The sequence below is a fragment of the Streptomyces sp. NPDC002276 genome (genome assembly GCF_053891435.1).
The window spans coordinates 92,369-118,034 of sequence record NZ_JBSFCQ010000020.1 but is presented as its reverse complement, the minus strand read 5'-3'; the positions used below and the strand labels follow the sequence as shown (position 1 = coordinate 118,034).

Annotated in this window: 25 protein-coding genes; 17 read left to right on the top strand and 8 right to left on the bottom strand. The window is 70.2% G+C overall.

Translation table 11 applies throughout. From position 1 onward, the window contains the following. Nucleotides 1–174 precede the first annotated feature (174 nt). Nucleotides 175–1,350, top strand: a complete 1,176-nt coding sequence (locus ACWIHT_RS38430) for a carbohydrate kinase family protein (protein WP_456173148.1) — start codon at nt 175–177, stop codon at nt 1,348–1,350. A gap of 61 nt (nt 1,351–1,411) precedes the next feature. Here ACWIHT_RS38430 and ACWIHT_RS38425 read toward each other — a convergent pair whose 3' ends face one another. Continuing rightward, nucleotides 1,412–2,164 carry an FAD binding domain-containing protein gene (locus ACWIHT_RS38425; protein ID WP_456173147.1) on the bottom strand — a complete coding sequence of 251 codons (753 nt, stop codon included), beginning with the start codon at nt 2,162–2,164 and terminating at the stop codon, nt 1,412–1,414. A gap of 261 nt (nt 2,165–2,425) precedes the next feature. Here ACWIHT_RS38425 and ACWIHT_RS38420 point away from each other — a divergent pair, with 261 nt between their 5' ends. From ACWIHT_RS38420 to ACWIHT_RS38385, 8 genes are all read left to right on the top strand, one after another. Then, nucleotides 2,426–3,481 carry a PhoH family protein gene (locus ACWIHT_RS38420; RefSeq protein WP_456173146.1) on the top strand — a complete coding sequence of 352 codons (1,056 nt, stop codon included), beginning with the start codon at nt 2,426–2,428 and terminating at the stop codon, nt 3,479–3,481. A 12-nt stretch (nt 3,482–3,493) separates the two neighbouring features. Continuing rightward, nucleotides 3,494–3,991: an rRNA maturation RNase YbeY gene (ybeY, locus tag ACWIHT_RS38415; protein WP_456173145.1), complete on the top strand. Its 498-nt coding sequence runs from the start codon at nt 3,494–3,496 to the stop codon at nt 3,989–3,991. 21 nt (nt 3,992–4,012) lie between these two features. Then, nucleotides 4,013–5,320 carry a hemolysin family protein gene (locus ACWIHT_RS38410; RefSeq protein ID WP_262058241.1) on the top strand — a complete coding sequence of 436 codons (1,308 nt, stop codon included), beginning with the start codon at nt 4,013–4,015 and terminating at the stop codon, nt 5,318–5,320. After that, nucleotides 5,317–5,676: an MmcQ/YjbR family DNA-binding protein gene (locus tag ACWIHT_RS38405; protein ID WP_456173144.1), complete on the top strand. Its 360-nt coding sequence runs from the start codon at nt 5,317–5,319 to the stop codon at nt 5,674–5,676. Before ACWIHT_RS38410 ends, ACWIHT_RS38405 begins: the two co-directional genes overlap by 4 nt. 36 nt (nt 5,677–5,712) lie before the next feature. Next, nucleotides 5,713–6,066 carry a cytidine deaminase gene (locus tag ACWIHT_RS38400; RefSeq protein WP_456173143.1) on the top strand — a complete coding sequence of 118 codons (354 nt, stop codon included), beginning with the start codon at nt 5,713–5,715 and terminating at the stop codon, nt 6,064–6,066. 203 nt (nt 6,067–6,269) lie between these two features. Further along, nucleotides 6,270–6,755, top strand: a complete 486-nt coding sequence (locus tag ACWIHT_RS38395) for a hypothetical protein (RefSeq protein WP_456173142.1) — start codon at nt 6,270–6,272, stop codon at nt 6,753–6,755. A 197-nt stretch (nt 6,756–6,952) separates the two neighbouring features. Next, nucleotides 6,953–8,269, top strand: coding sequence for a beta-xylosidase (locus ACWIHT_RS38390; protein ID WP_456173141.1), 1,317 nt, complete (start codon nt 6,953–6,955; stop codon nt 8,267–8,269). Nucleotides 8,270–8,348: 79 nt separating this feature from the next. Next, entirely contained in the window at nt 8,349–9,362 is a 1,014-nt protein-coding gene (locus tag ACWIHT_RS38385; RefSeq protein WP_456173140.1) for a WxL protein peptidoglycan domain-containing protein, read from the top strand. On the opposite strand, the gene ACWIHT_RS38380 is transcribed toward ACWIHT_RS38385, so the two are convergent. Next, a complete protein-coding gene (locus tag ACWIHT_RS38380) occupies nt 9,256–9,594 on the bottom strand; it encodes a P-II family nitrogen regulator (protein WP_019074107.1) in 339 nt (112 codons plus the stop codon). The two genes, ACWIHT_RS38385 and ACWIHT_RS38380, sit on opposite strands and share 107 nt — an antisense overlap. Before the next feature lie 153 nt (nt 9,595–9,747). Here ACWIHT_RS38380 and ACWIHT_RS38375 point away from each other — a divergent pair, with 153 nt between their 5' ends. Together ACWIHT_RS38375 and era are read left to right on the top strand one after the other, a co-directional pair. Then, the gene (locus ACWIHT_RS38375; RefSeq protein WP_456173138.1) at nt 9,748–10,938 is read left to right on the top strand and encodes an RNA-guided endonuclease InsQ/TnpB family protein; all 1,191 of its coding nucleotides are present in this window, start codon (nt 9,748–9,750) and stop codon (nt 10,936–10,938) included. A gap of 155 nt (nt 10,939–11,093) precedes the next feature. Further along, complete coding sequence (gene era, locus ACWIHT_RS38370) at nt 11,094–12,062, top strand: GTPase Era (protein WP_456173137.1); 969 nt, start codon at nt 11,094–11,096, stop codon at nt 12,060–12,062. 89 nt (nt 12,063–12,151) lie between these two features. On the opposite strand, the gene ACWIHT_RS38365 is transcribed toward era, so the two are convergent. Beyond that, entirely contained in the window at nt 12,152–13,009 is an 858-nt protein-coding gene (locus ACWIHT_RS38365) for a helix-turn-helix transcriptional regulator (protein WP_456173135.1), read from the bottom strand. A gap of 123 nt (nt 13,010–13,132) precedes the next feature. Here ACWIHT_RS38365 and ACWIHT_RS38360 point away from each other — a divergent pair, with 123 nt between their 5' ends. Continuing rightward, nucleotides 13,133–13,987: an NAD-dependent epimerase/dehydratase family protein gene (locus ACWIHT_RS38360; protein WP_456173184.1), complete on the top strand. Its 855-nt coding sequence runs from the start codon at nt 13,133–13,135 to the stop codon at nt 13,985–13,987. Nucleotides 13,988–14,275: 288 nt separating this feature from the next. Here the strand turns inward: ACWIHT_RS38360 and ACWIHT_RS38355 are convergent, their stop codons facing one another. From ACWIHT_RS38355 to ACWIHT_RS38335, 5 genes are read right to left on the bottom strand one after another with little or no spacing between them, the layout of a single operon-like run. Continuing rightward, nucleotides 14,276–14,515: a hypothetical protein gene (locus tag ACWIHT_RS38355; RefSeq protein WP_456173134.1), complete on the bottom strand. Its 240-nt coding sequence runs from the start codon at nt 14,513–14,515 to the stop codon at nt 14,276–14,278. Nucleotides 14,516–14,556: 41 nt separating this feature from the next. Then, a complete protein-coding gene (locus ACWIHT_RS38350; RefSeq protein ID WP_456173133.1) occupies nt 14,557–15,828 on the bottom strand; it encodes an MFS transporter in 1,272 nt (423 codons plus the stop codon). Further along, on the bottom strand, nt 15,825–17,165 hold the full coding sequence (locus ACWIHT_RS38345) for a GH1 family beta-glucosidase (RefSeq protein ID WP_456173132.1): 1,341 nt from the start codon (nt 17,163–17,165) through the stop codon (nt 15,825–15,827). The genes ACWIHT_RS38350 and ACWIHT_RS38345 overlap by 4 nt, the downstream gene beginning before the upstream one ends. Nucleotides 17,166–17,211: 46 nt before the next feature. Next, nucleotides 17,212–17,478 carry a protealysin inhibitor emfourin gene (locus tag ACWIHT_RS38340; RefSeq protein WP_362970365.1) on the bottom strand — a complete coding sequence of 89 codons (267 nt, stop codon included), beginning with the start codon at nt 17,476–17,478 and terminating at the stop codon, nt 17,212–17,214. A 35-nt stretch (nt 17,479–17,513) separates the two neighbouring features. Beyond that, nucleotides 17,514–18,584, bottom strand: a complete 1,071-nt coding sequence (locus ACWIHT_RS38335) for a M4 family metallopeptidase (protein ID WP_456173130.1) — start codon at nt 18,582–18,584, stop codon at nt 17,514–17,516. 300 nt (nt 18,585–18,884) lie between these two features. Here ACWIHT_RS38335 and leuA point away from each other — a divergent pair, with 300 nt between their 5' ends. From leuA to ACWIHT_RS38310, 5 genes are all read left to right on the top strand, one after another. Then, complete coding sequence (gene leuA / locus ACWIHT_RS38330; RefSeq protein ID WP_456173128.1) at nt 18,885–20,624, top strand: 2-isopropylmalate synthase; 1,740 nt, start codon at nt 18,885–18,887, stop codon at nt 20,622–20,624. A 196-nt stretch (nt 20,625–20,820) separates the two neighbouring features. Beyond that, entirely contained in the window at nt 20,821–21,525 is a 705-nt protein-coding gene (locus ACWIHT_RS38325) for a TerB family tellurite resistance protein (RefSeq protein ID WP_456173126.1), read from the top strand. Nucleotides 21,526–21,687: 162 nt separating this feature from the next. After that, on the top strand, nt 21,688–23,760 hold the full coding sequence (locus ACWIHT_RS38320) for an MMPL family transporter (protein ID WP_456173124.1): 2,073 nt from the start codon (nt 21,688–21,690) through the stop codon (nt 23,758–23,760). 34 nt (nt 23,761–23,794) lie between these two features. Beyond that, nucleotides 23,795–24,955: a sensor histidine kinase gene (locus tag ACWIHT_RS38315; RefSeq protein WP_456173122.1), complete on the top strand. Its 1,161-nt coding sequence runs from the start codon at nt 23,795–23,797 to the stop codon at nt 24,953–24,955. Continuing rightward, nucleotides 24,952–25,617 carry a response regulator gene (locus tag ACWIHT_RS38310; protein ID WP_200717150.1) on the top strand — a complete coding sequence of 222 codons (666 nt, stop codon included), beginning with the start codon at nt 24,952–24,954 and terminating at the stop codon, nt 25,615–25,617. The genes ACWIHT_RS38315 and ACWIHT_RS38310 overlap by 4 nt, the downstream gene beginning before the upstream one ends. Nucleotides 25,618–25,666 lie beyond the last annotated feature (49 nt).

The following is a 25,666-nucleotide window of genomic DNA, read 5'->3' as shown; positions in this document are numbered from 1 at the left end:
GGATCCTGACGGCCGCCCGTCGCGGGCGGCCGAGGGGCACCCGGTCCGCACCGTACGGCCCGGACCTGCGGTTGCCCGACACGGGCGCGACGGGCGGGTCCGGAGCGGGAGCCGCCCTCACACGTGCGTGGTGGTGCACACTGGCCTGATCCGCATCACGTCAGGGAGCGCACCGTGACCGCGTCCACCGCGTCCACCGGAGAGGGATCGTCGGCCGACCAGGAGGGCGACCGGGAGAGGAGATCCTGTCCGGCCCAGGTCGATCCCCTCGCCGGACTGCGCGCGCCGGACGACCCGCCCTGGGACGTGTACCTCACCGGCACCGTCTTCCTCGACATCATCTTCACCGGCCTCGAATCCGCCCCCGTGCGCGGCACCGAGTCCTGGGCGCGCGGGATGGGGTCGAGCCCCGGGGGAGTGGCGAACATGGCCACCGCGCTCGCCCGCCTCGGCCTGCGCACCTCCCTCGCCGCGGCCTTCGGCGACGACCACTACGGCGAGTACTGCTGGGACGCGCTGGAACAGGGCGAGGGCATCGACCTCTCAGCCTCCCGCTCGGTACCCGGCTGGCACTCCCCGGTCACCGTGTCGATGGCCTACGAGGGCGAACGCACGATGGTCTCCCACGGCCACGAGCCGCCCCCGGAGACCGAGTTCAGCGAAGGCGGAGCTCCCGACCGCCCGCCACGCGCGCGTGCCGCCATCGCCTCCCTCACCCCCGGCAAACAGGCCCCCTGGGTCGCCCAGGCCGCGAGCGAGGGCACCCAGATCTTCGCCGACGTCGGCTGGGACGAGACCGGGGCCTGGGACCTCGCGGGCCTCGCCGACCTCGCGCACTGCGAGGCGTTCCTGCCGAACGCCGAGGAAGCCATGCGCTACACCGGCGCCGACTGCCCCCGCGCCGCCGCCCACGCCCTCACCGAACACGTACCCCTCGCGGTCGTCACCCTCGGCGCGGACGGCGCCTACGCCGTGGACCGCCGCACCGGGGAATCCGCCTCGGTCCCGGCCATCGCCGTCGAGGCCCTCGACCCCACCGGCGCCGGGGACGTCTTCGTGGCCGGCTTCGTCACCGGCACCCTGGCCGGCTGGCCGCTCGCCGACCGCCTCGCCTTCGCCGGCCTCACCGCCGCCCTCTCCGTCCAGGAGTTCGGCGGCTCCCTCTCCGCACCGGGCTGGTCGGAGATCGGCGCCTGGTGGCGCAAGGTCCAGTCCGTCGAGGGCCAGGACCCGACCGCCCTGAACCGGTACGCGTTCCTGGCGGGACTCGTCCCGGAGGAACAGGGCGAGGCCAGTCCCTGGCCGCTGCGGAGGGCGGTCCCGACGATCGGGTTCGGCAGGTCGACGTAGGGGGCTGTCGGCTGGCCCCCGGGCTGCCCGGGTCGGGTGAACCGTTCCTGCACTGTCCGGATCAGCGGGCCCCCGCCCGCTCCACCACCCCGACGACCTCTTCCCGTACGGCCTCGAAGACCGCCTCCGGCAGTGTGCCGAGCGGGGTGAGGGCCAGGGCCCCGAGAATCCGCCGGACGTCGGTGTCGTGGGCGCCGTGGGCGCCGTCGGTGTCGTGGGTGTCGTAGGGAACGGCCTCGCTGAGCACGTCATACCCGTCACGCACGGCGACCCGCAGAGTGAGCCGGTCCACCCCCGTCACGGCGACCGCGACCACGAACGGAACCTCGCCCCGCAGCACCTCGGTCAGCTTGCGATAACCGGTGGCCACCGGCTCCCGCCACCGCAGACTCAGCAGCAGCGGGCGCTTCGCCAGCAGCTCGGCGAGGTCGGTCTCGACGGGACCGTCCGGTTCCAGGACCACCGCGCGGGCGTCCAGCACCAGCGCGGCCGGCAGCAGACAGCGCAGCGTGCTGCCCACTATGTTCCCGCCGACCGTCGCGGCCCGGCGCACCGCACCCGTCCCCACCCCGGCCGCCGCCCGCCGCAGCACCTCCGGCACCCGCGCGTCGATCTCGTGCAGCAGTACGGCCGCGCCCAGCGTCCCGTCCCCGATCACCTTGGCCTCGGGCAGTTTCCGCAGGGACACCGCCTGCTCGGGAAAACCGTCCCGTTGCCAGCCGGCCCACACAAGCGTCGCCCCGCCGACGGGTATCGCCCCCTCGGCCAGACACTCCTGCGCTTCGGACACGGACGTGGGCAGACGCACGAACACAGCGGCCGACCTGCTTTCCCTGCATGGCTTACCTGACGGACATAGCGCATTGTCCGTACATACGAGGGGGCGCGAACAGGGCTCACTGCGTCAACCTGTGCACGCTCCCTGCGCCGGGCACACCTCGCAATTCGTGGCCCGACGGTCACCGAAAAGCCCTACGGCGATGTCAGTGGCCCGGCGTACCCTGGAAATCACCAGGCCGCCCTTGTGGCGGGCGAGTCGTATCGAGGAGGACGAGCAAGGCCTACGAGCCGGCCCATGACTCAGACACCCACAGCTCACACCCCCGCGCGGGGACAGGCGAGAGCAGAGATCACCGTCCCCGCCCAGCACGCCATGGTGACCCTCCTGGGATCCGGCGACGCTCTCCTGCGGGTGATCGAGAAGGCCTTCCCGGCGGCCGACATCCACGTCCGGGGCAATGAGATCAGCGCGGTCGGCGATGCCCGTGAAGTCGCCCTCATCCAGCGCCTGTTCGACGAGATGATGCTGGTGCTCCGCACCGGGCAGCCGATGACGGAGGACGCAGTGGAACGCTCGATCGCCATGCTCAGGGCGAGCGAGAACGGGGATGGCCCTGAGGAGACACCGGCCGAGGTGCTCACCCAGAACATCCTGTCCTCGCGAGGCCGCACGATCCGCCCCAAGACCCTCAACCAGAAGCGCTACGTCGACGCGATCGACAAGAACACGATCGTCTTCGGCATCGGCCCCGCCGGCACCGGCAAGACCTACCTCGCCATGGCCAAGGCCGTCCAGGCCCTCCAGACCAAGCAGGTCGACCGCATCATCCTGACCCGCCCGGCGGTCGAGGCGGGCGAGCGCCTCGGCTTCCTCCCTGGCACGCTCTACGAGAAGATCGACCCGTACCTGCGCCCGCTCTACGACGCGCTGCACGACATGCTGGACCCGGACTCGATCCCGAAGCTGATGGCAGCGGGGACGATCGAGGTGGCGCCGCTGGCATATATGAGGGGCCGCACCCTTAATAGTGCTTTCATCATCCTGGACGAGGCCCAGAACACGAGCCCCGAGCAGATGAAGATGTTCCTCACCCGGCTCGGGTTCGAGTCGAAGATCGTGATCACCGGTGACGTGACGCAGGTGGACCTGCCGAGCGGGACGAAGTCGGGGCTGCGGCAGGTGCAGGACATCCTGGAGGGGCTGGACGACGTGCACTTCTCCCGCCTGTCGTCGGCGGACGTCGTACGGCACAAGCTGGTCGGCCGTATCGTCGACGCGTACGAGAAGTACGACAGCGAGAACGGTACGGAGAACGGCACCCACAAGGGTGCCCGTGACAAGCGGAAGTAGATCAGCACGACCATGTCGATCGACGTCAACAACGAGTCCGGAACCGAGGTCGACGAGCAGGCGATCCTCGACATCGCCCGCTACGCGCTCGCGCGGATGCGCATCCACCCGCTCTCCGAACTGTCGGTGATCGCCGTGGACGCCGACGCCATGGAGCAGCTGCACATCCAGTGGATGGACCTGCCCGGGCCGACCGATGTCATGTCCTTCCCGATGGACGAGCTGCGTCCGCCGAGCAAGGACGACGAGGAGCCTCCGCAGGGGCTCCTCGGTGACATCGTGCTGTGCCCGGAGGTCGCCACGAAGCAGGGGGCCGAGGCCGAGACGCGGCACACCATGGACGAGGAGCTCCAACTCCTCACCGTCCACGGTGTGTTGCACCTCCTCGGGTACGACCATGAGGAGCCCGACGAGAAGGCCGAGATGTTCGGCCTTCAGGCCGCCATCGTGGACGGCTGGCGCGCGGAGAAGGGCCACGACGGCCCCTCCCCGGCGCCGACGGTCTCCTAGGGGACCGGGGCACCACGTCTCATGAGTCCTCAGATCGTCGTCGGCGCCATCGCCCTGGTCGTGGTCGCCTGGCTCGCCGCCTGCGCGGAGGCGGGCCTCGCGCGCGTCTCCAGCTTCCGCGCCGAGGAGGCCGTACGGTCCGGTCGGCGCGGCAGCGCGAAGCTCGCGCAGGTCGCCGCCGACCCGACCCGCTATCTCAATGTGGCCCTGCTGGTCAGGGTGGTCTGCGAGATGGCCGCCGCCGCGCTGGTCACCTACGAGTGCCTTCAGGAGATCCACGGGACCGCGCCCGCGCTGCTCGCCGCGATCGGCGTCATGGTCCTTGTGTCGTACGTCGCGGTGGGGGTGTCACCGCGCACGATCGGGCGGCAGCATCCGCTGAACACGGCCACGGCGGCGGCGTACGTGCTGCTGCCGCTCGCGCGGATCATGGGCCCGATCCCGTATCTGCTGATCCTCATCGGCAACGCGCTCACTCCCGGCAAGGGTTTCCGGCGCGGCCCGTTCGCGTCCGAGGCCGAGTTGCGGGCGCTGGTGGACCTCGCCGAGAAGGAGTCGCTGATCGAGGACGAGGAGCGCCGGATGGTGCACTCGGTCTTCGAGCTGGGCGACACCCTCGTGCGTGAAGTCATGGTCCCCCGCACGGACTTGGTGGTCATCGAGCGGTACAAGACGATCCGTCAGGCCCTCACCCTCGCGCTGCGCTCCGGCTTCTCGCGCATTCCGGTCACGGGTGAGAGCGAGGACGACATCGTCGGGATCGTGTACCTGAAGGACCTGGTCCGCAAGACGCACATCAGCCGCGACGCCGAGTCCGAACTCGTCTCTACGGCCATGCGGCCCGCGAGCTTCGTGCCGGACACCAAGAACGCCGGTGATCTGCTGCGCGAGATGCAGCAGGAGCGCAATCACGTCGCCGTCGTCATCGACGAGTACGGCGGCACGGCCGGCATCGTCACCATCGAGGACATCCTGGAGGAGATCGTCGGCGAGATCACCGACGAGTACGACCGGGAGCTGCCTCCGGTGGAGGAGCTGGGCGACGACCGCTACCGGGTCACCGCCCGCCTCGACATCGGCGACCTGGGCGAGTTGTACGGCTTCGAGGCCTACGACGACGAGGACGTGGAGACGGTCGGTGGGCTGCTCGCGAAGGCGCTGGGCCGGGTCCCGATCGCCGGGGCGTCGTCGGTCGTGGAGCTGCCCGACGGGCGCGAACTGCGGCTGACGGCGGAGGCCTCGGCAGGTCGCCGCAACAAGATCGTGACGGTGCTGGTGGAGCCGGTGGGCCCGGGCGGTCCGCCGGAGGAGGAGACGAAACCGGAGTGAGCCCCGAGCAACTGCGCGCGTTCTGCCTGTCGTTCAACGCGACGGTGGAGGACTTCCCTTTCTCTCCCGAGATGTCCGTCTTCAAGGTGCTGGGCAAGCTCTTCGCGCTGACCCGGCTGGACGGGCGGCCCCTCACGGTCAACCTCAAGTGTGACCCGGAGGACGCGATCCGGCTCCGGGAGGAGCACGAGGGGCTGATCATCCCCGGGTACCACATGAACAAGCGGCACTGGAACACGGTGACGGTGGACGGTGGCCTTCCCGACCGGCTCCTCAAGGAGCTGATCGAGGACTCGTACGACCTGGTCGTCGCGGGGCTGCCGCGTGCGGAACGGCTCCGCCTCGACCGGCCCTGAGGGACGTGCGGGACCGGTCCTTCGTATGCTCTGTTCATGACCGAGAGCAGCGCGCTTGACCCCGAGGACCGCAAGATCGTCACCCTGGCCCGTTCGGCCCGGGCCCGCAACGGTGTGCCCGAGGGTGCCGCTGTACGGGACGAGACCGGGCGGACGTATGTCGCCGGGACCGTCGCCCTTGAGTCGCTGAAGCTGAGCGCGCTCCAGACGGCGGTGGCGATGGCGGTGGCGTCCGGCGCGAAGTCGCTGGAGGCGGCGGCGGTGGTGACGGAGGCGGAGTCCGCGTCCGTCGAGGATCGTGCGGCGGTACGGGATCTGGGCGGGCCGGAGACGCCCGTGCTGGTGGCCGGGCCGGACGGGGCTGTGCGGCTGACGGTGACCGCGGGCTGACAGGAACCGTGTCCGGAAGTAACCCGTCCAGATTTCGCCCTTGCTCTCCCCCCGTCTCCCGCGCATCAATGGAACCGTAAGTTCCGACGGACCGTCAGATTCTGCTCGCGTGGCGCACCGCACCGCGTCCGCGAGTGGGGCTGAGGTGTTTCTCCCGTCCATCCCCACATGGCATTCCCAGACTCGGGAAGGGATCCGGATCCATGAAAGGCAAGCTGAGAAGCAAGCGAATCGGAACAGGTGCGGCACTGGTGACGGGGGTCCTCGCGGCCACCTCGCTGGCGTTCGCGCCCAGCGCGCTCGCCGTCACTCCCCAGACGGCGACGATCACCGCGAACTGCGGCATCTTCGGCGGCGGCGCGGCCACCATCACGGCCACGCAGGACGGTACGGCGGCCACGGTCACCGTCAACTCGTCCATCACCGCCCCGCTGGCCCTGGCGCAGAACTCGATCGCCTCCTCCTTCACGTTCGTGAACGCGAGCGGTGGCACGACCGTCTTCAGCGGGACGGTGAACCCGGCCATGGCGACCGGTGACGCCGTCACCGTCGGTCCGCTCAGTGGCACCGTCGCCTCCGGTGACAGCCTGGAGGCGTACGGCGGCTCGCTGAAGATGACCATCTTCGGCATCGCCGTGACGTGCACGGCCACCGGGGCGCAGTCGCCGGGTCCGTTCGTGTTCGACTGAGAAGTCGCCTGAGAAGGCACCCGACAATTCCCCCCACGGGCTCAACTGGGCCGTCAACTCCCGCTGTTGGGCGGGAGCTGACGGCCCATCAGTTTATTTGTCCGTCTCCATTGACTTCTCGCGCGATCCCCACATCAATGCCCCCTGTGGGCGCGGACGAGCCGCTGTGCCCACCGTCCTCAGGAGGGGGCACAGCCATGGCTACGACATCCCGAAGACGCCGTTGGGCGTCGTTGCTCGGGGTGACCGCGCTCGCGGTCGCCACGGGCGGCGCACTGGCCTGTCCGGCCGGCGCGTCGACGAACGTGGACTTCGCCACGCACTGCATCCCGCCGGCGATCGCGGGGATCCCGCCGATCGACGGCACCACGACCGCCGCGATCACGGTGAACAACACCGCGCCGAAGGTCGGCGACACCGTCACCGTGACGTACACGGTGGTCAAGCCCGCCGCCAGCAACCCGACCGCGATCGCCCTGCCGGCCGACATCATGACGCCCACCGGGAACGTCGCCCTCGGCGGTGCCCAGACCGGCAACGTCACGGTCACCGGGCCCAAGAAGAACGACCCGGTGCCGGGCAACGGCGCCTTCCCGTCGTTCTCCATGACCGGCACCTTCACGGTCACCACTCCGGGCGCGATCACCCTCTCGCCCGGCGACTACAACATCCACACCAGCTACATCCTGGAGCTGGACACCCCCTGCACGGTGACGAACCCGCCGGCGCCGGTCTCCGAGACCGTCACCGCGACCGCCACCGTTCCGGTCAACACCCGTGCGATCAGCCTGGGTTCGGCCTCCGGCAACGCCGGTGACAGTGTCACCGTCACCGGCAGCAACTTCACCCCGGGTGCCACCGTGACGCTGGCCGGGCGGTCCGGCAGCGCGCAGACCGCGGACACGGCGACCGTCACGGCCACCAGCGCCGGCACCATCAGCGGCTCGCTCACCGTCAACGACAAGACGACGACCGGGATCGTGGCGTACGAGGGCAGTGCGTGGAGTGCCGATCTGGGTGCCGGTCCGGCCGCGTATGTCGTCAACGACACCACGCCCGTTCCGCCGGGGAGTCAGAAGCTGACGACCACCGTCAAGGCGGGCAGTCTGTCGATGTCGCAGGCCGGGGACGCCGTGGGCCTCTCCGCCGTCGACTTCGGCAAGGGCGGTGCCTCCACGGGCGCCCTCAACACGGTGACGGTCCAGGACTTCCGCGGCGGACCCGCGGGCTGGTCCCTGACCGGCAAGGTCACCGACTTCACCGGTCCCGGCGCCAAGATCGATGCCGGGGCGCTGAGTTGGACTCCCGCCTGCGCCACCAAGGCGGGCAGCCCGAGCACCTGTGTCGCCGGTTCGGCGGGCACGGTGGGCAGTTCGGGAGCGACGCTCGCGTCCACGCCCGACGGTACGGTCACCGGCGGCGAGTTCACCGCCGATGCCGGACTCTCCCTGAACGTACCGGCGTTCACGCCTCCGGGCTCGTACTCCGGCGTTCTGACGCTCACGCTCACCTGACCGTCCGAACTCACCTCCGGTGGCCGGGCGCCCGCACCCGCCCGACCGCCGCACACCACGTCCGTGGGGGTCCGCACCCATGCGAAAGCTGTACGTCCTCCTCCTGAGCCTCTGTTTCGGCGCGCTGGCCGCGCCGTCCTCCCATGCCGCCGACAACGGCAGTTGGTCCGTGTACCCGGCCGCCTCGCAGATCGCCGCGCGGCCGTATTTCTATCTCTCCGCCGATCCGGGCCAGACCATCCAGGACAAGGTGGTCGTCGCCAACAAGACGGCGAAGCCGCTCACCTTCCGGCTGTACGCGGCCGACGCCTACAACACCGCGCGCGACGGCGGGTTCGCCGTCCGGACGGTGACGGAGAAGATGCGGGGCGTCGGCGCGTGGGCGAAGCCGACCAAGTCCCAAGTCACCGTCCCCGCCCACAAGTCGGTCACCGTGCCGTTCACCCTGCATGTGCCCGAAGGGGCCGAACCGGGCGACCACCCGGGCGCGTTGGTCGCCCTCGACGAACGCGTGGACAAGGGCGACGGCTCACTCGCGCTCGGTGTGCAGCGGGCCGTAGGCGCACGCGTGTACCTCCGGGTGAGCGGACCGACGCTCCCCGCGCTCGCCGTCGAGCACGTCCACATCGCCCATCACCAGCCGCTGGTACCGGGGTTGGGGAGCAGCGACGCGACGATCTCCTACACGCTGCACAACACCGGCAACGTCACCCTCGACCCGAAGGTGACCCTGAAGGCACAGGGCCTGTTCGGCCGGACACTGCTCTCGCGCGGACTCACCCGTATCCCGGCCGAGTTGCTGCCCGGGCAGAGCGTGAAGCTGACCGAGTCATGGAAGGGCGCGCCCCAACTCGACTGGGGCGACATCACGTTGACCGCGAGCGCGCCGGGCACCAAGCAGTCGGCGAGCGCGTCGTTCTTCGCGCTGCCCTGGCTCGCGGCGGCGCTGCTGCTCGCGGTCGGTTTCGCCGGGGGAGTGCTGGCGGTCAGAGCGCGTCGGGGCCGCGCTCGCCCGTCCGTACCCGTACGACCGTCTCGACCGGGATCGACCACACCTTCCCGTCCCCGATCTTCCCCGTCTGCGCGGCCTTGACGACCGCGTCGATCACGGCCTCCGAGTCCGCGTCGTCGACGACGACCTCGATCCGCACCTTCGGCACGAGGTCGACGCGGTACTCGGCGCCCCGGTACACCTCGGTGTGGCCGCGCTGCCGACCGTAGCCGCTGGCCTCGGTGACGGTCAGGCCGTGCACGCCGAGCTCCTGGAGCGCCGTCTTGACCTCGTCGAGGCGGTACGGCTTGACGATCGCGGTGATGAGCTTCATGGCGGCTCCTTCGTGGATACCCCCACCTTCAGTGTGGGGGAGGGGCGAAGCTCCTGCGGAGCAGGGCAGGGACAGACGGTTCGACGCCGGGCGGATTGTCGTCCGCCATCGATCGACGCATATCTCACAATCTAGCGTGATAGTTTGTGAGGCGTGATCACTCACGTGAAGCGGGCGTTCAAATACCGCTTCTACCCGACGGACGCGCAGGCGGTGGAGCTGTCGCGCACCTTCGGGTGTGTGCGCAAGGTCTACAACATGGCGCTCGCCGCGCGTACCGAGGCGTGGGCGCGTCAGGAGCGGATCAACTACAACCAGACGTCGGCGATGTTGACGGTCTGGAAGAAGACCGAGGAACTCGCCTACCTCAACGAGGTGTCTTCGGTTCCCTTGCAGCAGGCGCTCCGGCATCTCCAGGGCGCGTTCACCAATTTCTTCGGCAAGCGGGCGCAGTACCCGCGTTTCAAGTCGCGGAAGAAGTCACGCGCGAGCGCGGAGTACACCTCCTCCGCGTTCCGGTTCCGCGACGGGTGCCTGATGTTGGCGAAGATGAGTGACCCGCTGGACATCGTGTGGTCGCGTCCGTTGCCCGAAGATGCGGTGCCATCGACGGTGACGGTGTCGAAGGACGCGGCAGGACGCTGGTTCGTGTCGATGTTGTGCGAGGACCCGAGCATCGAACCGCTCCCCGCCACGGATCAGGCCGTCGGGATCGACGCCGGCCTCGATCACCTCCTGGCCCTGTCCACAGGGGAGAAGATCTCCAACCCGCGCCACGAGCGCAAGGACCGGGCCCGGCTCGCGAAGGCCCAGTGCCGGCTGGCGAAGAAATCCGAGGGATCCAACAACCGGGCCAAGGCCCGGCGGAAGGTGGCCCGGATCCACGCGAGGATCGCTGACCGTCGTCGGGACCACCTGCACAAGGTCACCACTCGGCTCGTGCGTGAGAACCAAACGCTCGTGATTGAGGACCTGACCGTCCGGAACATGGTCAAGAACCACGCTCTGGCCCGCGCCATCAGTGACGCGGCGTGGCGGGAATTCCGGACGATGCTGGAGTACAAGGCGGCCTGGTACGGGAGGGACGTGGTGGTCGTGGACCGCTTCTTTCCCTCGTCCAGGCTGTGCTCGGCCTGCGGCGCCCTCGCCGAGAGGATGCCGCTGAACGTCCGAACCTGGACGTGTGGCTGCGGCACGACCCATGACCGGGACGTGAACGCGGCGATCAATCTGAAGGCCGCCGGGCTGGCGGTGACAGTCTGTGGAGCCGGTGTAAGACCTCAACGGAGTTCTCCGGGCGGGCGGTCGGCGACGAAGCAGAAAACCCCACGGCGCGAGCCGTAGGAATCTCCCTCCTTCGGGAGGGAAGAGGAAGCCAAGGCTGGGACGTGACCTGATCGGGAGCGGATCGTGATCAGATCTCCGATCTGAGCGGAGTGGATGACGGAGGGGGTGGTGGTGCGGACTGTTGTGCGGCGGGGGCCTGTGGATCAGGGACAATGGGCGCCATGAGCGTTCGTACCCCGTCATCCAAGCCGTCTGACTCGTCGGAGGCTCCCCACCGCGCCGGCTTCGCCTGCTTCGTGGGCCGCCCCAACGCGGGCAAGTCCACCCTTACGAATGCTCTGGTCGGCCAGAAGGTGGCGATCACCGCCAACCAGCCGCAGACCACGCGGCACACGGTCCGCGGCATCGTCCACCGGCCGGACGCGCAGCTGATCCTGGTCGACACGCCTGGCCTGCACAAGCCGCGCACACTGCTCGGGCAGCGGCTCAACGACATCGTCCGCACGACATGGGCCGAGGTCGACATCATCGGCTTCTGCCTCCCGGCGAACGAGAAGCTGGGCCCGGGTGACCGTTTCATCGCGAAGGAACTGGCGTCGATCAAGAAGACGCCGAAGATCGCGATCGTCACGAAGACCGACCTGGTCGACTCCAAGACCCTCGCCGAGCAGCTCATCGCCATCGACCAGCTCGGCAAGGAGCTGGGCTTCGAGTGGGCGGAGATCGTGCCGGTGTCGGCGGTGGCGGGCCAGCAGGTGGACCTGCTGGCGGATCTTCTGATCCCCCTTCTCCCGGAGGGCCCGGCGCTCTACCCCGAGGGCGACCTCACCGACGAGCCCGAGCAGGTCATGATCGCGGAACTGATCCGCGAGGCCGCGCTGGAGGGTGTGCGGGACGAGCTGCCGCACTCCATCGCCGTCGTGGTGGAGGAGATGCTCCCGCGCGAGGACCGGCCCGCCGACAAGCCGCTCCTCGACATCCACGCCTTCGTCTACATCGAGCGGCCGAGCCAGAAGGGCATCATCATCGGCCCGAAGGGCGCGCGGCTGAAGCAGGTCGGGATCAAGTCGCGCAAGCAGATCGAGGCGTTGCTGGGGACTCCGGTCTTCCTGGACCTGCATGTGAAGGTCGCGAAGGACTGGCAGCGGGATCCTCGGCAGTTGCGGAAGTTGGGGTTCTAGAGGGGGAGTTGGGGGTTCCGAGGAGTTTCCTCGCCCCCGCCGCCCCTACCCGTCCCATCCCTCTGGGGCTCCGCCCCAGACCCCGCTCCTCAGATGCCGGAGGGGCTGATTTCCGACATGTCCTGCACGCCTATCACCCGCAGCAGTTGGAGCCGTTCGTAGGACTCCGTGCCGGGGCGCGCCGTGTGGATGACCAGGAGGTAGTGGTCGTCCTGGTTCAGGAGGACCTCGCAGTCCAGTTCCAGGAGGCCTACCAGCGGGTGGCGGAAGCGCTTCGTGGACTGTCGGCGTACGGCGACCTCGTGTTCGTCCCACAGTCGCGCGAACTCCTCGCTGCCCGCCCGTAGTTCGGCCACCAGCGCGGCCGGTTCCGGGTCGTCGGGGCGGGCGGCGGCCACCGCGCGGAGGTTCGCCACGTGGGCGCGCGCGTGCTCCGGGATGTCCTCCGGCGGGAACAGTTCGCGCGAGGCGGGGTCCAGGAAGAAGCGGCGGAGCAGGTTGCGTTCGCGGGGCGGGCGGGCGAACGCGTCGCCCGACAGCGCCCGTGCCATCGCGTTCTGCGCGATCACCTCACCGCAGTCGCTGGACACATGCGCAGGGGTGTCGTGCAGCCGGTCCAGGACGAGGAGGAGGCCCGGCCGCAGGTGTGCGGTCCCGCCTCCCCGGCGCGGGGGCTCCTCGCCGGTCAGATGGAAGAGGTGGTCGCGTTCGTCGTCGGTGAGGCGGAGTGCCCGCGCCAGCGCCGTGAGCATCTGGCGGGAGGGGTGCGGGCCCCGGGACTGTTCGAGGCGTGTGTAGTAGTCCACGGACATCCCGGCGAGCTGCGCCACCTCCTCGCGGCGCAGGCCCGGTGTACGGCGCCGGGCGCCCGCCGTGAGGCCCACGTCGGAGGGGTCCAGGCGGGCCCGGCCCCGGCGCAGGAAGTCGGCGAGTTCGGCTCGGTTCACGCTTCCAGCGTGCGGCAGTCCGCCCGGCTTATCCAGGGACTGCCGATCCCCTGATCGGAAGGTCTCTCCCGGTCGCGCCGGTGCCGTCCGAGGCTGGTGGCACCAGACCGTGAGGAGCAGATGATGTTGACACTGGTGACAGGTGCGACGGGACAGGTCGGCCGGCGTTTCGTACCGAGGCTGCTGGCGCAGGCCAGGGCGGGGGAGCGGGTACGGGTCCTGGTGCGCGACGAGGCACGCGGGGAACCTTTCGCGGAGCTGGGCGCCGAGGTCGTACTCGCCGACCTGCGGGACGAGGACGCGCTCGGCAAGGCGGTGTCCGGAGCCGACGCGGTCGTGAACGTCGCCGCGTCCTTCCGCGGGGTCCCGGACGAGGAGGCCTGGGCCGTCAACCGGGACGCGGCGGTGGCCCTCGGGAAGGTCGCGATGGCCTCCGGTGTACGGCGCTTCGTCCAGGTCAGTACCGGGCTCGTGTACGGCGCCGGGCGGGGCCGTCCGATGACCGAGGACGACGAGGTCCGGCCCGGCGGCAGGACGTGGGGCGCCTACCCGGAGTCCAAGGTGGCCGCCGAACGCGAACTCCTCGCCCTCGACACCATGGACGTCCGCGTCGCCCGCCTCCCCTTCGTCTACGGCGAGGGCGATCCCCACCTCGCCAACTCCCTGCACTGGGCGAAGGGTTGGGCCTCGAACCAACGCCTCCACATGGGCCACCACGCGGACGTGGCCCAGGGCCTGCTCCGCGTCCTGCACGCTCCGGGATTCGCCGGCCGCGTCTACAACATCGCCGACGACGCCCCGGTCACCGCGGTCGAACTCCACCTGCTGAACGGCGTGGAGATCCCCGCGGACATGCACACCCGCACGGACCCCGACCCCTGGTTCGGCATCATGTCGACGGAGCGGATCCGCCGGGAGTTGGGCTACCGGCCGCTGTATCCGACGGTGTGGTCGGCGCGGGACGCGGGGGTGCTCTAGCGAAGCCTCACAGGGGGATGACCCTGACCCGCTGCCCGCCGCACAGCTTGGTCAGGTCGTCGACGGACAGAGACCTAGGCCGACACAGCGCACGGCTCGCCAAGACCGACGCGAATCTCCGCAAGGACGCCGAGTTGCACGGCCACACGGACGCCACCGTCACCGCGCTCAACCAGCCTGGCCTCGTCGTTGTCCTCAGCTCGGACATCGTACGAACACGACCCAGGTTGAACCGTCTACTTGCCCAGGGCGGGACTCCGGGATTCAGGACCAGGCCGGCGAATCAGGTCACGTGGCCCGGTCCTCCGACAGCGGCTCACCGCGAAGCCGGGCGTCGGCCTCGGCCATCTCCTCGGCGGTGAAGGCGCCGTGTTCCTCCTCGTAGCGGCGCACCTCCTCGGCCAACAACTCGTTGCGGACCCTGCGTGCGAACGCTTCCGCCGCGTAGCCGGGGAGGTCGTCCGCGAACTGCCGTGCCGCCTCGGCCAGCTCTTCCGGTACCACGAAGGTGATCTTCTTGTCGGCCATGCCGGACCGTACCGTGACGAAGGGTTCTTTCGCCCGGCGTTTCAGTCCACCCCCCGAATCCGCCGCACCAGCAACGCCCCCGCCATCCCGATCACCGCCGACACCAGATACAGCACCCGGTACCCGCCCAGATACGTCACGATCGGCGCGGCCAGGGCGGGGGCCGCGACCTGGGGAAGGGCGTTGGCGACGTTGATGACGCCGAGGTCCTTGCCGCGGTCCACGGCCTTCGGGAGGACGTCCGTCATCAGGGCGAAGTCGACCGAGGTGAAGACGCCGAAGCCGATGCCGAGGAGGGCCGCCGAGGCCACCGCGCCGGGCCAGGTCTGCCAGCCCGCGAGGACCGCCGTCGCCACCGCCATCAGGACGCCGGACCAGATCACGAACGGCTTGCGGCGGCCGACCCGGTCGGACCAGACCCCGCCGACCACCACCGTGGCGAGGAGTGTCAGCCCGTTCACCGCCGTGAGGATCAGGACGCCCTGGTCCGGGTCGTGGTAGTGCAGGCGGTCGCGCAGGTAGTACAGGAGGTAGAGGAGGACCAGGGCATTGCTCAGGTTGATCAGGAAGCGGGTCAGCCATGCCCAGCCGAGGTCGGGATAGCGGCGCGGGCTCAGCCAGAAGCCCTTCACAAAACCCCGCCAGGACCACAACGGCCGGTCCGCCGGGCGGAGTTGCAGGTCCTTGTGGCGCAGCACGTACGGCAGCACGCCCACTGCCGTGAACACCGCGCACGCCACATAGCCCGCCCCGATGCCCCCGGCCGCCGTCGCCAGGCCCGTGCCGCCGACCACGCCCAGGATCTGCGCGGCGCCCAACCAGCCGCCCACAGAGCCCCGTTGGAGGCGCGGCACGCGGTCCGGCACGGCCGCCGTGACCGCCGCGAAGGCCGCGTTCAGGGTGAGTTGGACCAGACACCAGCCGGCCGCCATCGTCCACACCCCGCCCGCGCCCGCGAGCAGCAGCAACGACAGCGCCCCGCCCGCCGACCCGGCCACGATCCACGGCGTACGGCGGCCCCACCGCGACGTCGTACGGTCGGACAGCGCGCCGAAGAGCGGATTGGCGACCAGGGACACCAGCGCGCCCGCGCCGGTCACCCACGCCAGCATCGTCTCCTTGGACATGCCGGTGCCGGGCGCGAAGTCCTTGGCCTGGGAGGCCAGCAGGATCTGCAACGGGCCGTACCAGCCCACCCAGATCGCCCCGTTGGCGAGCGAGAGCGCGGAGGTCCAGCCCCGGCCGACGCGCTCGACGGGCTCGGTGAGGGCGCTCGGCGCGGAGACCGCGTCCGCCGCGTCGGCCGTGGTCATCCCTGCACCCGCTCTCTCTGGGCCCGCAGCAGGCCCTGGAACCAGCCGTACGACGCCTTCGGGGTGCGCGTCAGCGTCTCGTAGTCGACGTGGACGAGACCGAAGCGGCGCTCGTAGCCCTCCGCCCACTCGAAGTTGTCGAGGAGCGACCACACGAAGTAGCCGCGGACGTCCACGCCCGCCTCCAACGCCCCGTGCAGCGCCCGGACATGGCCGTCGAGGTAGGCGATCCGGTCCTGGTCGTCGAGGCCGTCGTAGGAGCAGCCGTTCTCGGTGATGACGACGGGCGGGAGGCGGTCGGCGTAGCGGTCGTGGAAGGTGGTGAGGAGTTCGGTGAGGCCCTCGGGGACCACCGGCCAGCCGAAGTCCGTGACCGGGACTCCCTCGATCTCCCTTACCGAGAAGGGGAGTTCGGCGGGGAGGGTCAGGCCGCCGAACTCGATCTCGGCGCCCTGGGGTGCGCCGACCCGGCTCGGCGCGTAGTAGTTGATGCCGTACCAGTCGATCGGCTCGGCGATCACCTTCAGGTCGGATTCGACGTCGCCCGGCATCAACTCGCCGAGTCCGGAGGGGTATTCGCCCAGCAGCAGCGGGTCGGCGAAGAGGCGGTTCAGGAGCAGGTCGTAGAAGTTCGCGGCCTCGATGTCCTCGGGTTCCTGGGAGGCCGGCCAGGTCGGGCCGTGGGAGTTGGCGATCCCGATGTCGGTGGCACCGGCGGCGCGCAGGGCCCGTACCGCCAGGCCGTGGGCGAGGAGTTGGTGGTGGGCGACCGGCAGCGCGTCGAAGAGCAGCGTCTTCCCCGGGGCGTGGGCGCCCAGCGCGTGCCCCAACAGGGTGTGTTCCGCGGGCTCGTTGAGGGTGATCCACTTCTTCACCCGGTCGCCGAGGCGGTCGGCCACCACCGACACGTACTCGGCGAACCGCGAGGCCGTGTCCCGCTCCAGCCAGTCAAGACCGACCGGCAGGTCCCAGTGGAACAGGGTCGGGACCGGACGGACGCCCGCCGTGAGCAGGTCGTCGACGAGACGGTCGTAGAAGTCGAGGCCGCCGGGGGAGTTCACCCGCGGCCAGGAGATCGAGAAGCGGTACGCGTCCACGCCCAGGTCGGCCAGGAGGGCCACGTCCTCGCGGTGGCGGTGGAAGTGGTCGCAGGCCACCGCCGCCGTGGAGCCGTCCTTGATCCGGCCCGGCTCGGCCTCGAACACGTCCCAGACGGAGGGCTCGCGCTCGTCGGCCGCGCCCTCGATCTGGTGGGCCGAGGTCGAGACACCCCAGAGGAAATCGGCCGGGAACCGGGGTATCGGATTGCCTGCATCAGTCGCCATGCGCCGGATCATCCGTACCGGTGGTAACGGGTGTCAACGGGCGGGCGTGAACAAGCAGTTACGCACCTTCCTTCAACACCCTTTGGATCAGCGTCCGTTGCTCCTCCGTAAGCCTGGGGTCGGCCGTGTACACGGTCTTCCCGTCCACCGTGATCTCGTAGTGGAAGCCGTCCGGGACACCGGACTTGGGCGTGCGCTGGCCGTCGGCGACCACCCGTTCGGCCAGCGCGTGCCACTCGTGTGCGTCGGGCCGCGCCGAGGTGTCGACCTCGCCGCGGCGCTCGATGCCACCGAACCCACCCGTACGCCGTACCTGAATACGCATGAGTCCTGTCTAGTACGGATACCGCTCCGGCGCGACTACGACGAGGTGGGCACCCCGACCTGCTCCCACGCCTTCTGGACCGCCTGCAACTCCTCGCCGCCGTCCCCGAACCGGGTCTTGGCGGCGGCCACGGTGAGGGTCGCGAAGTCGGTGAACAGGGCGTCCTTCTTGAGTACGCCGCCGGTCAGGACGTCGTACCAGATCTGTCCGGCCTTCTCCCAGGCGTGTCCGCCGAGCGCGTCGGCGACCAGGTAGAAGGCGTGGTTGGGGATGCCGGAGTTGAGGTGCACACCGCCGTTGTCGCGCCCGGTCTTGATGTAGCCGTCCATCGTGGCGGGCTGCGGGTCCTTGCCGAGTGCGTCGTCGTCGTAGGCCGTGCCCGGGGCCTTCATGGAGCGCAGGGCGACGCCCGTGACGCGCGGGGCGAGGAGACCGGCGCCGATCAGCCAGTCGGCCTCGGCGGCGGTCTGGCCGAGCGAGTACTGCTTGATGAGCGAGCCGAAGACGTCGGAGATCGACTCGTTCAGGGCGCCGGACTGGCCGAAGTACGTCAGGTTCGCGGTGTACTGCGTGACGCCGTGGGTGAGTTCGTGGCCGATGACGTCGACCGGGATGGTGAAGTCGAGGAACAGCTCGCCGTCGCCGTCGCCGAACACCATCTGTTCGCCGTTCCAGAACGCGTTGTCGTAGTTCACGTCGAAGTGGACGGACGCGTTGAGCGGCAGGCCCTCGCCGTCGATGGAGTGCCGGTTGAAGGCGTTGAGGTAGAGCTCGAAGGTGGCGCCGAGGCCCGCGTAGGCGCGGTTGACGGTCGCGTCCTTGCCGGGTTCGGAGCCCTCGGCGCGGACCTTCTTTCCGGGCAGGTCCTGCTTGTGCTTGGCGTCGTAGATCGTGCGCCGCGGCTTGTCCGTCTCGGTGGGCGCGGCGACGGTCGGTGCGCCGAGCACGGTGGTGAGCCGGCGGTGGGTGCGCTCGTAGGCGTCGCGCTGGAGGGTCTCGCGGGCGGGACCGGCGAGCGCGGGGTCCTCGTGCTGGGCGAGCTTGTCGAGGACATGCGGCGGGACGATCGTGCAGAAGACGGGCTCGAAGCCCCCGTGTGTCGTCATGCCCGGCACCTTGGCACCGAGTCATGCCGCTGTCACTACCGGCAACCATGATTGGTGAAAAACGCGGACATTCATCACAGTCTCGTAGCGGAGAGTGGTATACGACGGCGAATGTCCCGCATAGTGATACGGCCCCCCGCACGGAACGCGTCTCGGCTAGTCTTCTGGACATCATGCGTTACGGGCTGCTTCTCCTTAGCTGCCGCGGCGAGGGCCTGTAGTCCAGGTCGACTCCCTCCCCGCGGAGCTTCGCGTTGCGCGTCGGCCGTCCTTCAGGACACCACGAGGAGCCCCCGCATCATGGCAACCAGCCACAGCCGTGCCAATCGCCAGCAGCCCAGTTCCATGCCGATCCACAAGTACGGCCAGTACGAGCAGGTCGACATCCCCGACCGCACCTGGCCCCAGCAGCGGATCACCGTCGCCCCCCGCTGGCTCTCCACGGACCTGCGTGACGGCAACCAGGCCCTGATCGACCCCATGTCGCCCGTGCGCAAGCGCGCGATGTTCGACCTGCTGGTCAAGATGGGCTACAAGGAGATCGAGGTCGGCTTCCCGGCCTCCGGCCAGACCGACTTCGACTTCGTGCGCTCGATCATCGAGGAAGAGGGCGCGATCCCGGACGACGTCACGATCTCCGTGCTGACGCAGGCCCGCGAGGACCTGATCGAGCGGACCGTGGAGTCCCTGAAGGGCGCCAAGCGGGCCACCCTGCACCTGTACAACGCGACCGCGCCCGTCTTCCGCCGCGTGGTCTTCCGCGGCTCCAAGGACGACATCAAGCAGATCGCCGTCGACGGCACGCGTCTGGTGATGAAGTACGCCGACGTACTGCTGGGCCCCGAGACCGAGTTCGGCTACCAGTACAGCCCGGAGATCTTCACGGACACCGAGCTGGACTTCGCGCTGGAGGTCTGCGAGGCGGTCATGGACGTCTGGCAGCCCGGCCCGGGCCGCGAGATCATCCTCAACCTGCCTGCCACCGTTGAGCGTTCGACCCCGTCCACGCACGCGGACCGCTTCGAGTGGATGGGCCGCCACCTGTCCCGCCGCGAGCACGTCGTCCTCTCCATCCACCCGCACAACGACCGCGGTACGGCCGTCGCCGCCGCCGAGCTGGCGCTGATGGCCGGCGCCGACCGCGTCGAGGGCTGCCTGTTCGGCCAGGGCGAGCGCACTGGCAACGTCGACCTGGTCACGCTGGGCATGAACCTCTTCTCCCAGGGCGTCGACCCGCAGATCGACTTCTCCGACATCGACGAGATCCGTCGTACGTGGGAGTACTGCAACCAGATGGAGGTCCACCCGCGCCACCCGTATGTGGGCGACCTGGTCTACACGTCCTTCTCCGGCTCCCACCAGGACGCCATCAAGAAGGGCTTCGACGCGATGGAGGCCGACGCCAAGACCAAGGGCGTGACGGTCGACGACATCGAGTGGGCGGTCCCGTACCTGCCGATCGACCCGAAGGACGTGGGCCGGTCGTACGAGGCCGTCATCCGGGTCAACTCGCAGTCCGGCAAGGGCGGTATCGCGTACGTCCTGAAGAACGACCACAAGCTGGACCTGCCGCGCCGGATGCAGATCGAGTTCTCCAAGCTGATCCAGGCCAAGACGGACGCCGAGGGCGGCGAGGTCACCCCGAAGGAGATCTGGGCGACCTTCGAGGACGAGTACCTGCCGAACCCGGACAACCCCTGGGGCCGTATCCAGGTCAAGACCGGCCAGTCGACCACCGACACCGACGGCGTGGACACGCTCAAGGTCGAGGCGAGCGTCGACGGCGTCGACACCGTCCTGACCGGCTCCGGCAACGGCCCGATCTCCGCGTTCTTCGACGCCCTGGGCTCCGTCGGCATCGACGTACGGCTCCTGGACTACCAGGAGCACACGATGAGCGAGGGCGCCTCCGCGCAGGCCGCCTCCTACATCGAATGCGCGATCGACGACAAGATCCTCTGGGGAATCGGGATCGACGCGAATACGACACGTGCCTCACTGAAGGCGGTCGTCTCGGCCGTCAACCGCGCTACCCGCTGAACCATCCTGACCGGCGGTTTACCCGTCGCTCAAGGGCCCCGCACGCCGCTCTCCGGCGGGCGGGGCCCCGTCGTTTCCCGGCCAATCGATGTGCAGGTCACGAGCAGGTCTCGTCCTGGGTACTGACTCCAGCTCAACAATGTGGCTAACATCACGCCAGCGCGGCGATGTTGCCGCGGCGTTACGGAGGTGCGACGTGCTGCCTGAACGGGGACGAAACGGCCGAGTTGTCCATGAGGGCCGTGCGGCGCGCGTGCTGGGCATCCGTACCGCGTGGACCAGCGTCGGAGACGGCGAGTTCTTCTGCCCCGGCTGCGGGGGCGACCGCAACTACCAGCGGCTCACCGGGCGCCGCCGCTTCACCCTGCTCGGCATGCCGGTGCTGCCGCGCGGCGACACCGGCCCGGTCGTCGAGTGCGCCGCCTGCCAGGGCCACTACGGCACCGACGTCCTCGACCACCCCACCACGAGCCGCTTCTCCGCGATGCTCCGCGACGCCGTCCACACGGTCGCCCTCGCCGTCCTCGCGGCGGGCGGCACCTGCGCCCGTACGTCCCTGGAGGCCGCCGCGGGCTCCGTGCGCGCCGCCGGCTTCCAGGACTGCACCGAGGACCAGCTCGGCGCGCTCGTGGAGGCCCTGGCGGCCGACACCGGCCGCGTCTTCGGCGAACCCAGCGGCGCGGGTCTCGCCATAGAGCTGCACGAGGCCCTCGACCCGCTCGCCCCCCACCTCGCCGCGGCGGGCCGTGAGTCGATCCTGCTCCAGGGCGCCCGCATCGCACTGGCCGATGGCCCCTACACCCCGGCGGAACGAGACGCCCTCGCGACGGTGGGCGCGGCCCTGACGATCTGCGCGGACGACGTGACACGGCTACTGGCGGCGGCGCGGACGCCGTCGTGACCCCGACCCCGCCACTACTCCCCAGGGAGTAATACGGCCACCCCGGCCGCCCCCGGCAGTACGCCGGAACTCGCCCTCCCGTGCGACGACTCGGCCCTCCCGGGCCGGAAGTCTGGAGATCGCAACCAGACATCCGCGCCGCGCCGGGAGGGGACCCGTTCCATGGGGGCCGAACAGAGGAACAGCACAAGGCGACGAGCCATCCCGTGGGTGGTGCTCGCGCTCTGGATCGGCGTGCTCGCGCTGGCCTCGCCGTTCGCGTCGAAGCTCGGCGACGTGCAGCACGACCGGGTGACCGACTATCTGCCCGCGAGCGCCGACTCCACCCAAGTCGCCAAGATCCAGGAGCAGTTGCCCGGCGGCCAGACCACCGAACTGGTCCTCGTCTACCACCGCACCGGCGGACTCACGGCCGCCGACAGGACCACGGCCGCCCAACAGCTCGCGCGGATCCGCACATTGCACCCGCTCGCCGCCACACCCCACGGCGTCCCGTCCGCCGACGGCACCACCCTCATGTACCCGGTCACCAGCAACTGGCCCGGCACCGACGAGAAGAAGCGCACCGCCCTCGTCGACGACATCCGCCAAGTCGCCCAGGACAAGGGCGGGTTGACGGTCGAGGTCGGCGGCTCCGGCGCGCTGGCCACCGACGCGGGCAAGGTCTTCGACTCGCTCGGCGGACCCCTGCTCTACACGACCGTCGCGGTGGTCGCCCTCCTGCTGATCCTGATCTACCGCAGCCCGGTCCTGTGGCTGGTCCCGCTCGCGGTCGCCGGAGTCGGCGACTTCCTGGCCACAGGGATCGCCTACGGTCTCAACCAGGCCTTCGGGACGACCATTTCGGGCCAGAGCACGGGCATCATGACGATCCTCGCCTTCGGCGCGGGCACCGACTACGCCCTGCTCCTCGTCTCCCGCTACCGCGAGGAACTACGCCGCGTCGAGCGCCCCTACGACGCGATGCGCGCCGCCCTGCGCGGCTGCGGGCCCGCCGTACTCGCCTCCTCCGGCACGGTCGCCGCCGGACTGCTGTGCCTGCTCGCCGCCGACCTCAACTCCAGCCGCGGAATGGGCCCGTTGGGCACGGTCGGCGTCCTGTCCGCACTCGTCGCGATGCTCACCCTGCTGCCCGCGCTCCTCGTCCTCCTCGGCCGCCGCGTGTTCTGGCCGCTGGTCCCCGCGTTCGGCTCCACGCCCAAGGACCGCCGCTCGCTGTTCACCGCGATGGGCAGCTCCGCCGGACGCCGGCCCCTGCTCGTCCTCACCGGCGGTGCCCTCCTGCTCGGCGCCCTCGCCCTGGGCACCCTGAACCTGCCCGGCTCCCTCAAGCAGGACGACACCTTCGTCGACCGCCCCGACTCCGTCACCGCGATGCGCACCCTCGCCGAGGCCTACCCCGAACGCTCCGCGCAGCCCATCGACGTCGTCACCCCGGCCGCCCGCGCCGACGCGACCCTGGCCGCGATCCGGGGCACTCAGGGTGTCGCGGGTGCCCAGCAGGGCCGTAGCGGACACGGCTGGACGGAGATATCCGTGACCGCCGTCGGCGCGCCCCAGTCGGCGGCCGAGACCCGCACCATCGAGGACCTGCGGCACACGCTCAAGGGCTCCTACGTCGGCGGGCCGAGCGCCCAGCAGATCGACCTGCGGGACACCAGCGCGCGGGACCGGCTGGTCGTCGTGCCGATCGTCCTCGCGTCCGTGCTGCTGATCCTGATCGTCCTGCTGCGGTCGCTGGTCGCGCCGCTGATGCTGGTGGGCGCCGTGATCGCGGTGTGGGGCGCGGCGCTCGGCATCGGCGGGCTGGTGTTCGGCCCGCTGTTCGGATTCCAGGGCACCGACCCGGGACTGGGACTCCTCTCCTTCGTCTTCCTGGTCGCGTTGGGCGTCGACTACGGCATCTTCCTCATGCACCGGATGCGCGAGGAGTCGACAGGGGGCGCCGAACCGGTCGCCGCCGCGCTGACCGCCCTGCGGACGACGGGCGGGGTCATCGCCTCCGCCGGGCTCGTTCTCGCGGCGACCTTCGCGGTGCTGACGAACATGGGGTTGGTGCAACTCGTCGAGCTGGGCTTCGTGATCGCGGTGGGCGTGCTGCTGGACACCTTCCTCGTGCGGACCTACCTGGTGACCAGCGCGAGCGTGCTGCTGGGGCGCAAGGTGTGGTGGCCCGGGCGGCTGTCCCGGGCGCCGGAGACCGCACGCCCGGAGCGGCAGCCGGAGCCGGTGTGAGGCCCACACGTCCGGCTGACGGAAGATGAACCCCGTGCGGGCCACCACGATCAGCGTCCGGCGGCAGGACGCGCTCCTCGCCGCCGGTCTCGCCGTGCTCGCGTCGATCGTCGCCGTCAGCTTCGGCAGCGGACGGCGGCCGGACGCGCTCGGCTGGGCGTTGCTGCTCGCCCTGCATGTCCCGTTGGCCTGGCGGCGACGGGCGCCGCTGACGGTGTTGTGCGTGATGATCCCGCTGATCGCGGTCTACCACGGGCAGGACTACGACCACTCGGCGCCGACCGCCGCCTCGATGGTTCTCCTCTACACGGTGGCCGTCACCGGCAGCACCCGGCGCACGGTGACCATCGGCTGTTCGGTGGTCGGGCTGATGCTGGTGCTCAAGGCCGATCACGGCATGGCCGGGGTTGCCGAGAGCTTCCAGATCACCGGCTGGATCGTGTCCATGCTCGTGCTCGGCGGCTACCTCCGCGTCCACCGCCAGCTCACCGCGACCGCCCTCGAACGTGCCGAACGCGCCGAACGCACCCGCGAGGAGGAGGCCCGCCGCCGCGTCGCCGAGGAACGCCTGCGCATCGCCCGCGACCTGCACGACCTGCTCGCGCACAGCATCACCCTCATCGGCGTGCGGACCGCGGTGGCCGCGCATGTGCTCACCGAGGACCCCGACCGCCTCGACCGGGCCGCCGTGGCCGAGGCCCTCGACGACATCGCGGACACCTGCCGGGCGGCACGCGGCGAACTCCGCACCACCCTGGAGGTGCTCCGGGACGACGGCCCGCCCGACGAACGCGGCCCGCTCCCCGGCCTCGGCGCACTGCCCGACCTCGCCGCCACGGCCCGGGGCGCGGGCGCGAAGGTCGAACTCGCGGTGCGCGCCGACACCGTCCCGGCCGCCGTCGGCGCCGCCGCCTACCGGATAGTCCAGGAGGCGCTCACCAACGCGGTACGGCACGGCGGGCGCGCCGACCTCACCGTGCGGGTCGGCGTCCACGAGCGCGACGGCGCCCTGCGCGTGGACGTCACCGACGACGGACTCGGCAGCGGTGCCGCCCCGCCCGGCTTCGGGCTGGTCGGCATGCGCGAACGGGTCCGCAGCGTCGGCGGCACGCTGACCGCCGGGCCGCTGGACGGGGCGGGCTTCGCCGTGAACGCCGTACTGCCCCTGCGGGCGCACAGCGAGGGAGCACGGTGACCGCCATCCGCGTACTCCTCGCCGACGACCAGACCCTCGTACGGGCCGCGTTCGCCATGCTCGTCGAGTCGGCGCGGGACATGGAGGTCGTAGGACAGGCCGCCACCGGCCGTGAGGCCGTGGCGCTGGCCCGCACGTCACGCGCCGACCTCGTCCTGATGGACATCCGCATGCCCGACCTCGACGGCATCGAGGCCACCCGCCTCATCGCCGCCGACGAGGACCTCGCCGGGGTCAGGGTCCTCGTCCTCACCACCTACGACACCGACGAGAACGTCGTGGAGGCGCTGCGCGCCGGCGCCTCCGGATTCCTGGTCAAGGACACCCGTCCGGCCGAACTCCTCGACGCGATCCGCACCGTGGCGGCCGGAGAGGCGCTTCTGTCGCCGGGTCCGACGGCCCGGCTCATCTCCCGCTTCCTGCGCAGCCCCGTCGTGCCCGCCACCGGCGGCCCCGAATGCCTCTCCGCACGGGAACGCGGAGTGCTCGCCCTGGTCGCCCGCGGCCTCAACAACACCGAGGTGGCCGAAGCGTTGGGCCTGAGTCCGCTGACCGCGAAGACGCACGTCAGCCGCATCATGGGCAAACTCGGGGCGCGGGACCGGGCCCAGCTGGTGATCGTGGCGTACGAGTCCGGGATGGTGACACCAGGGAGGCTGTGACGGACAGGTCGGCGTCGTTCCGCGAGGGGCGACCTCCGCAAGGGAGCGC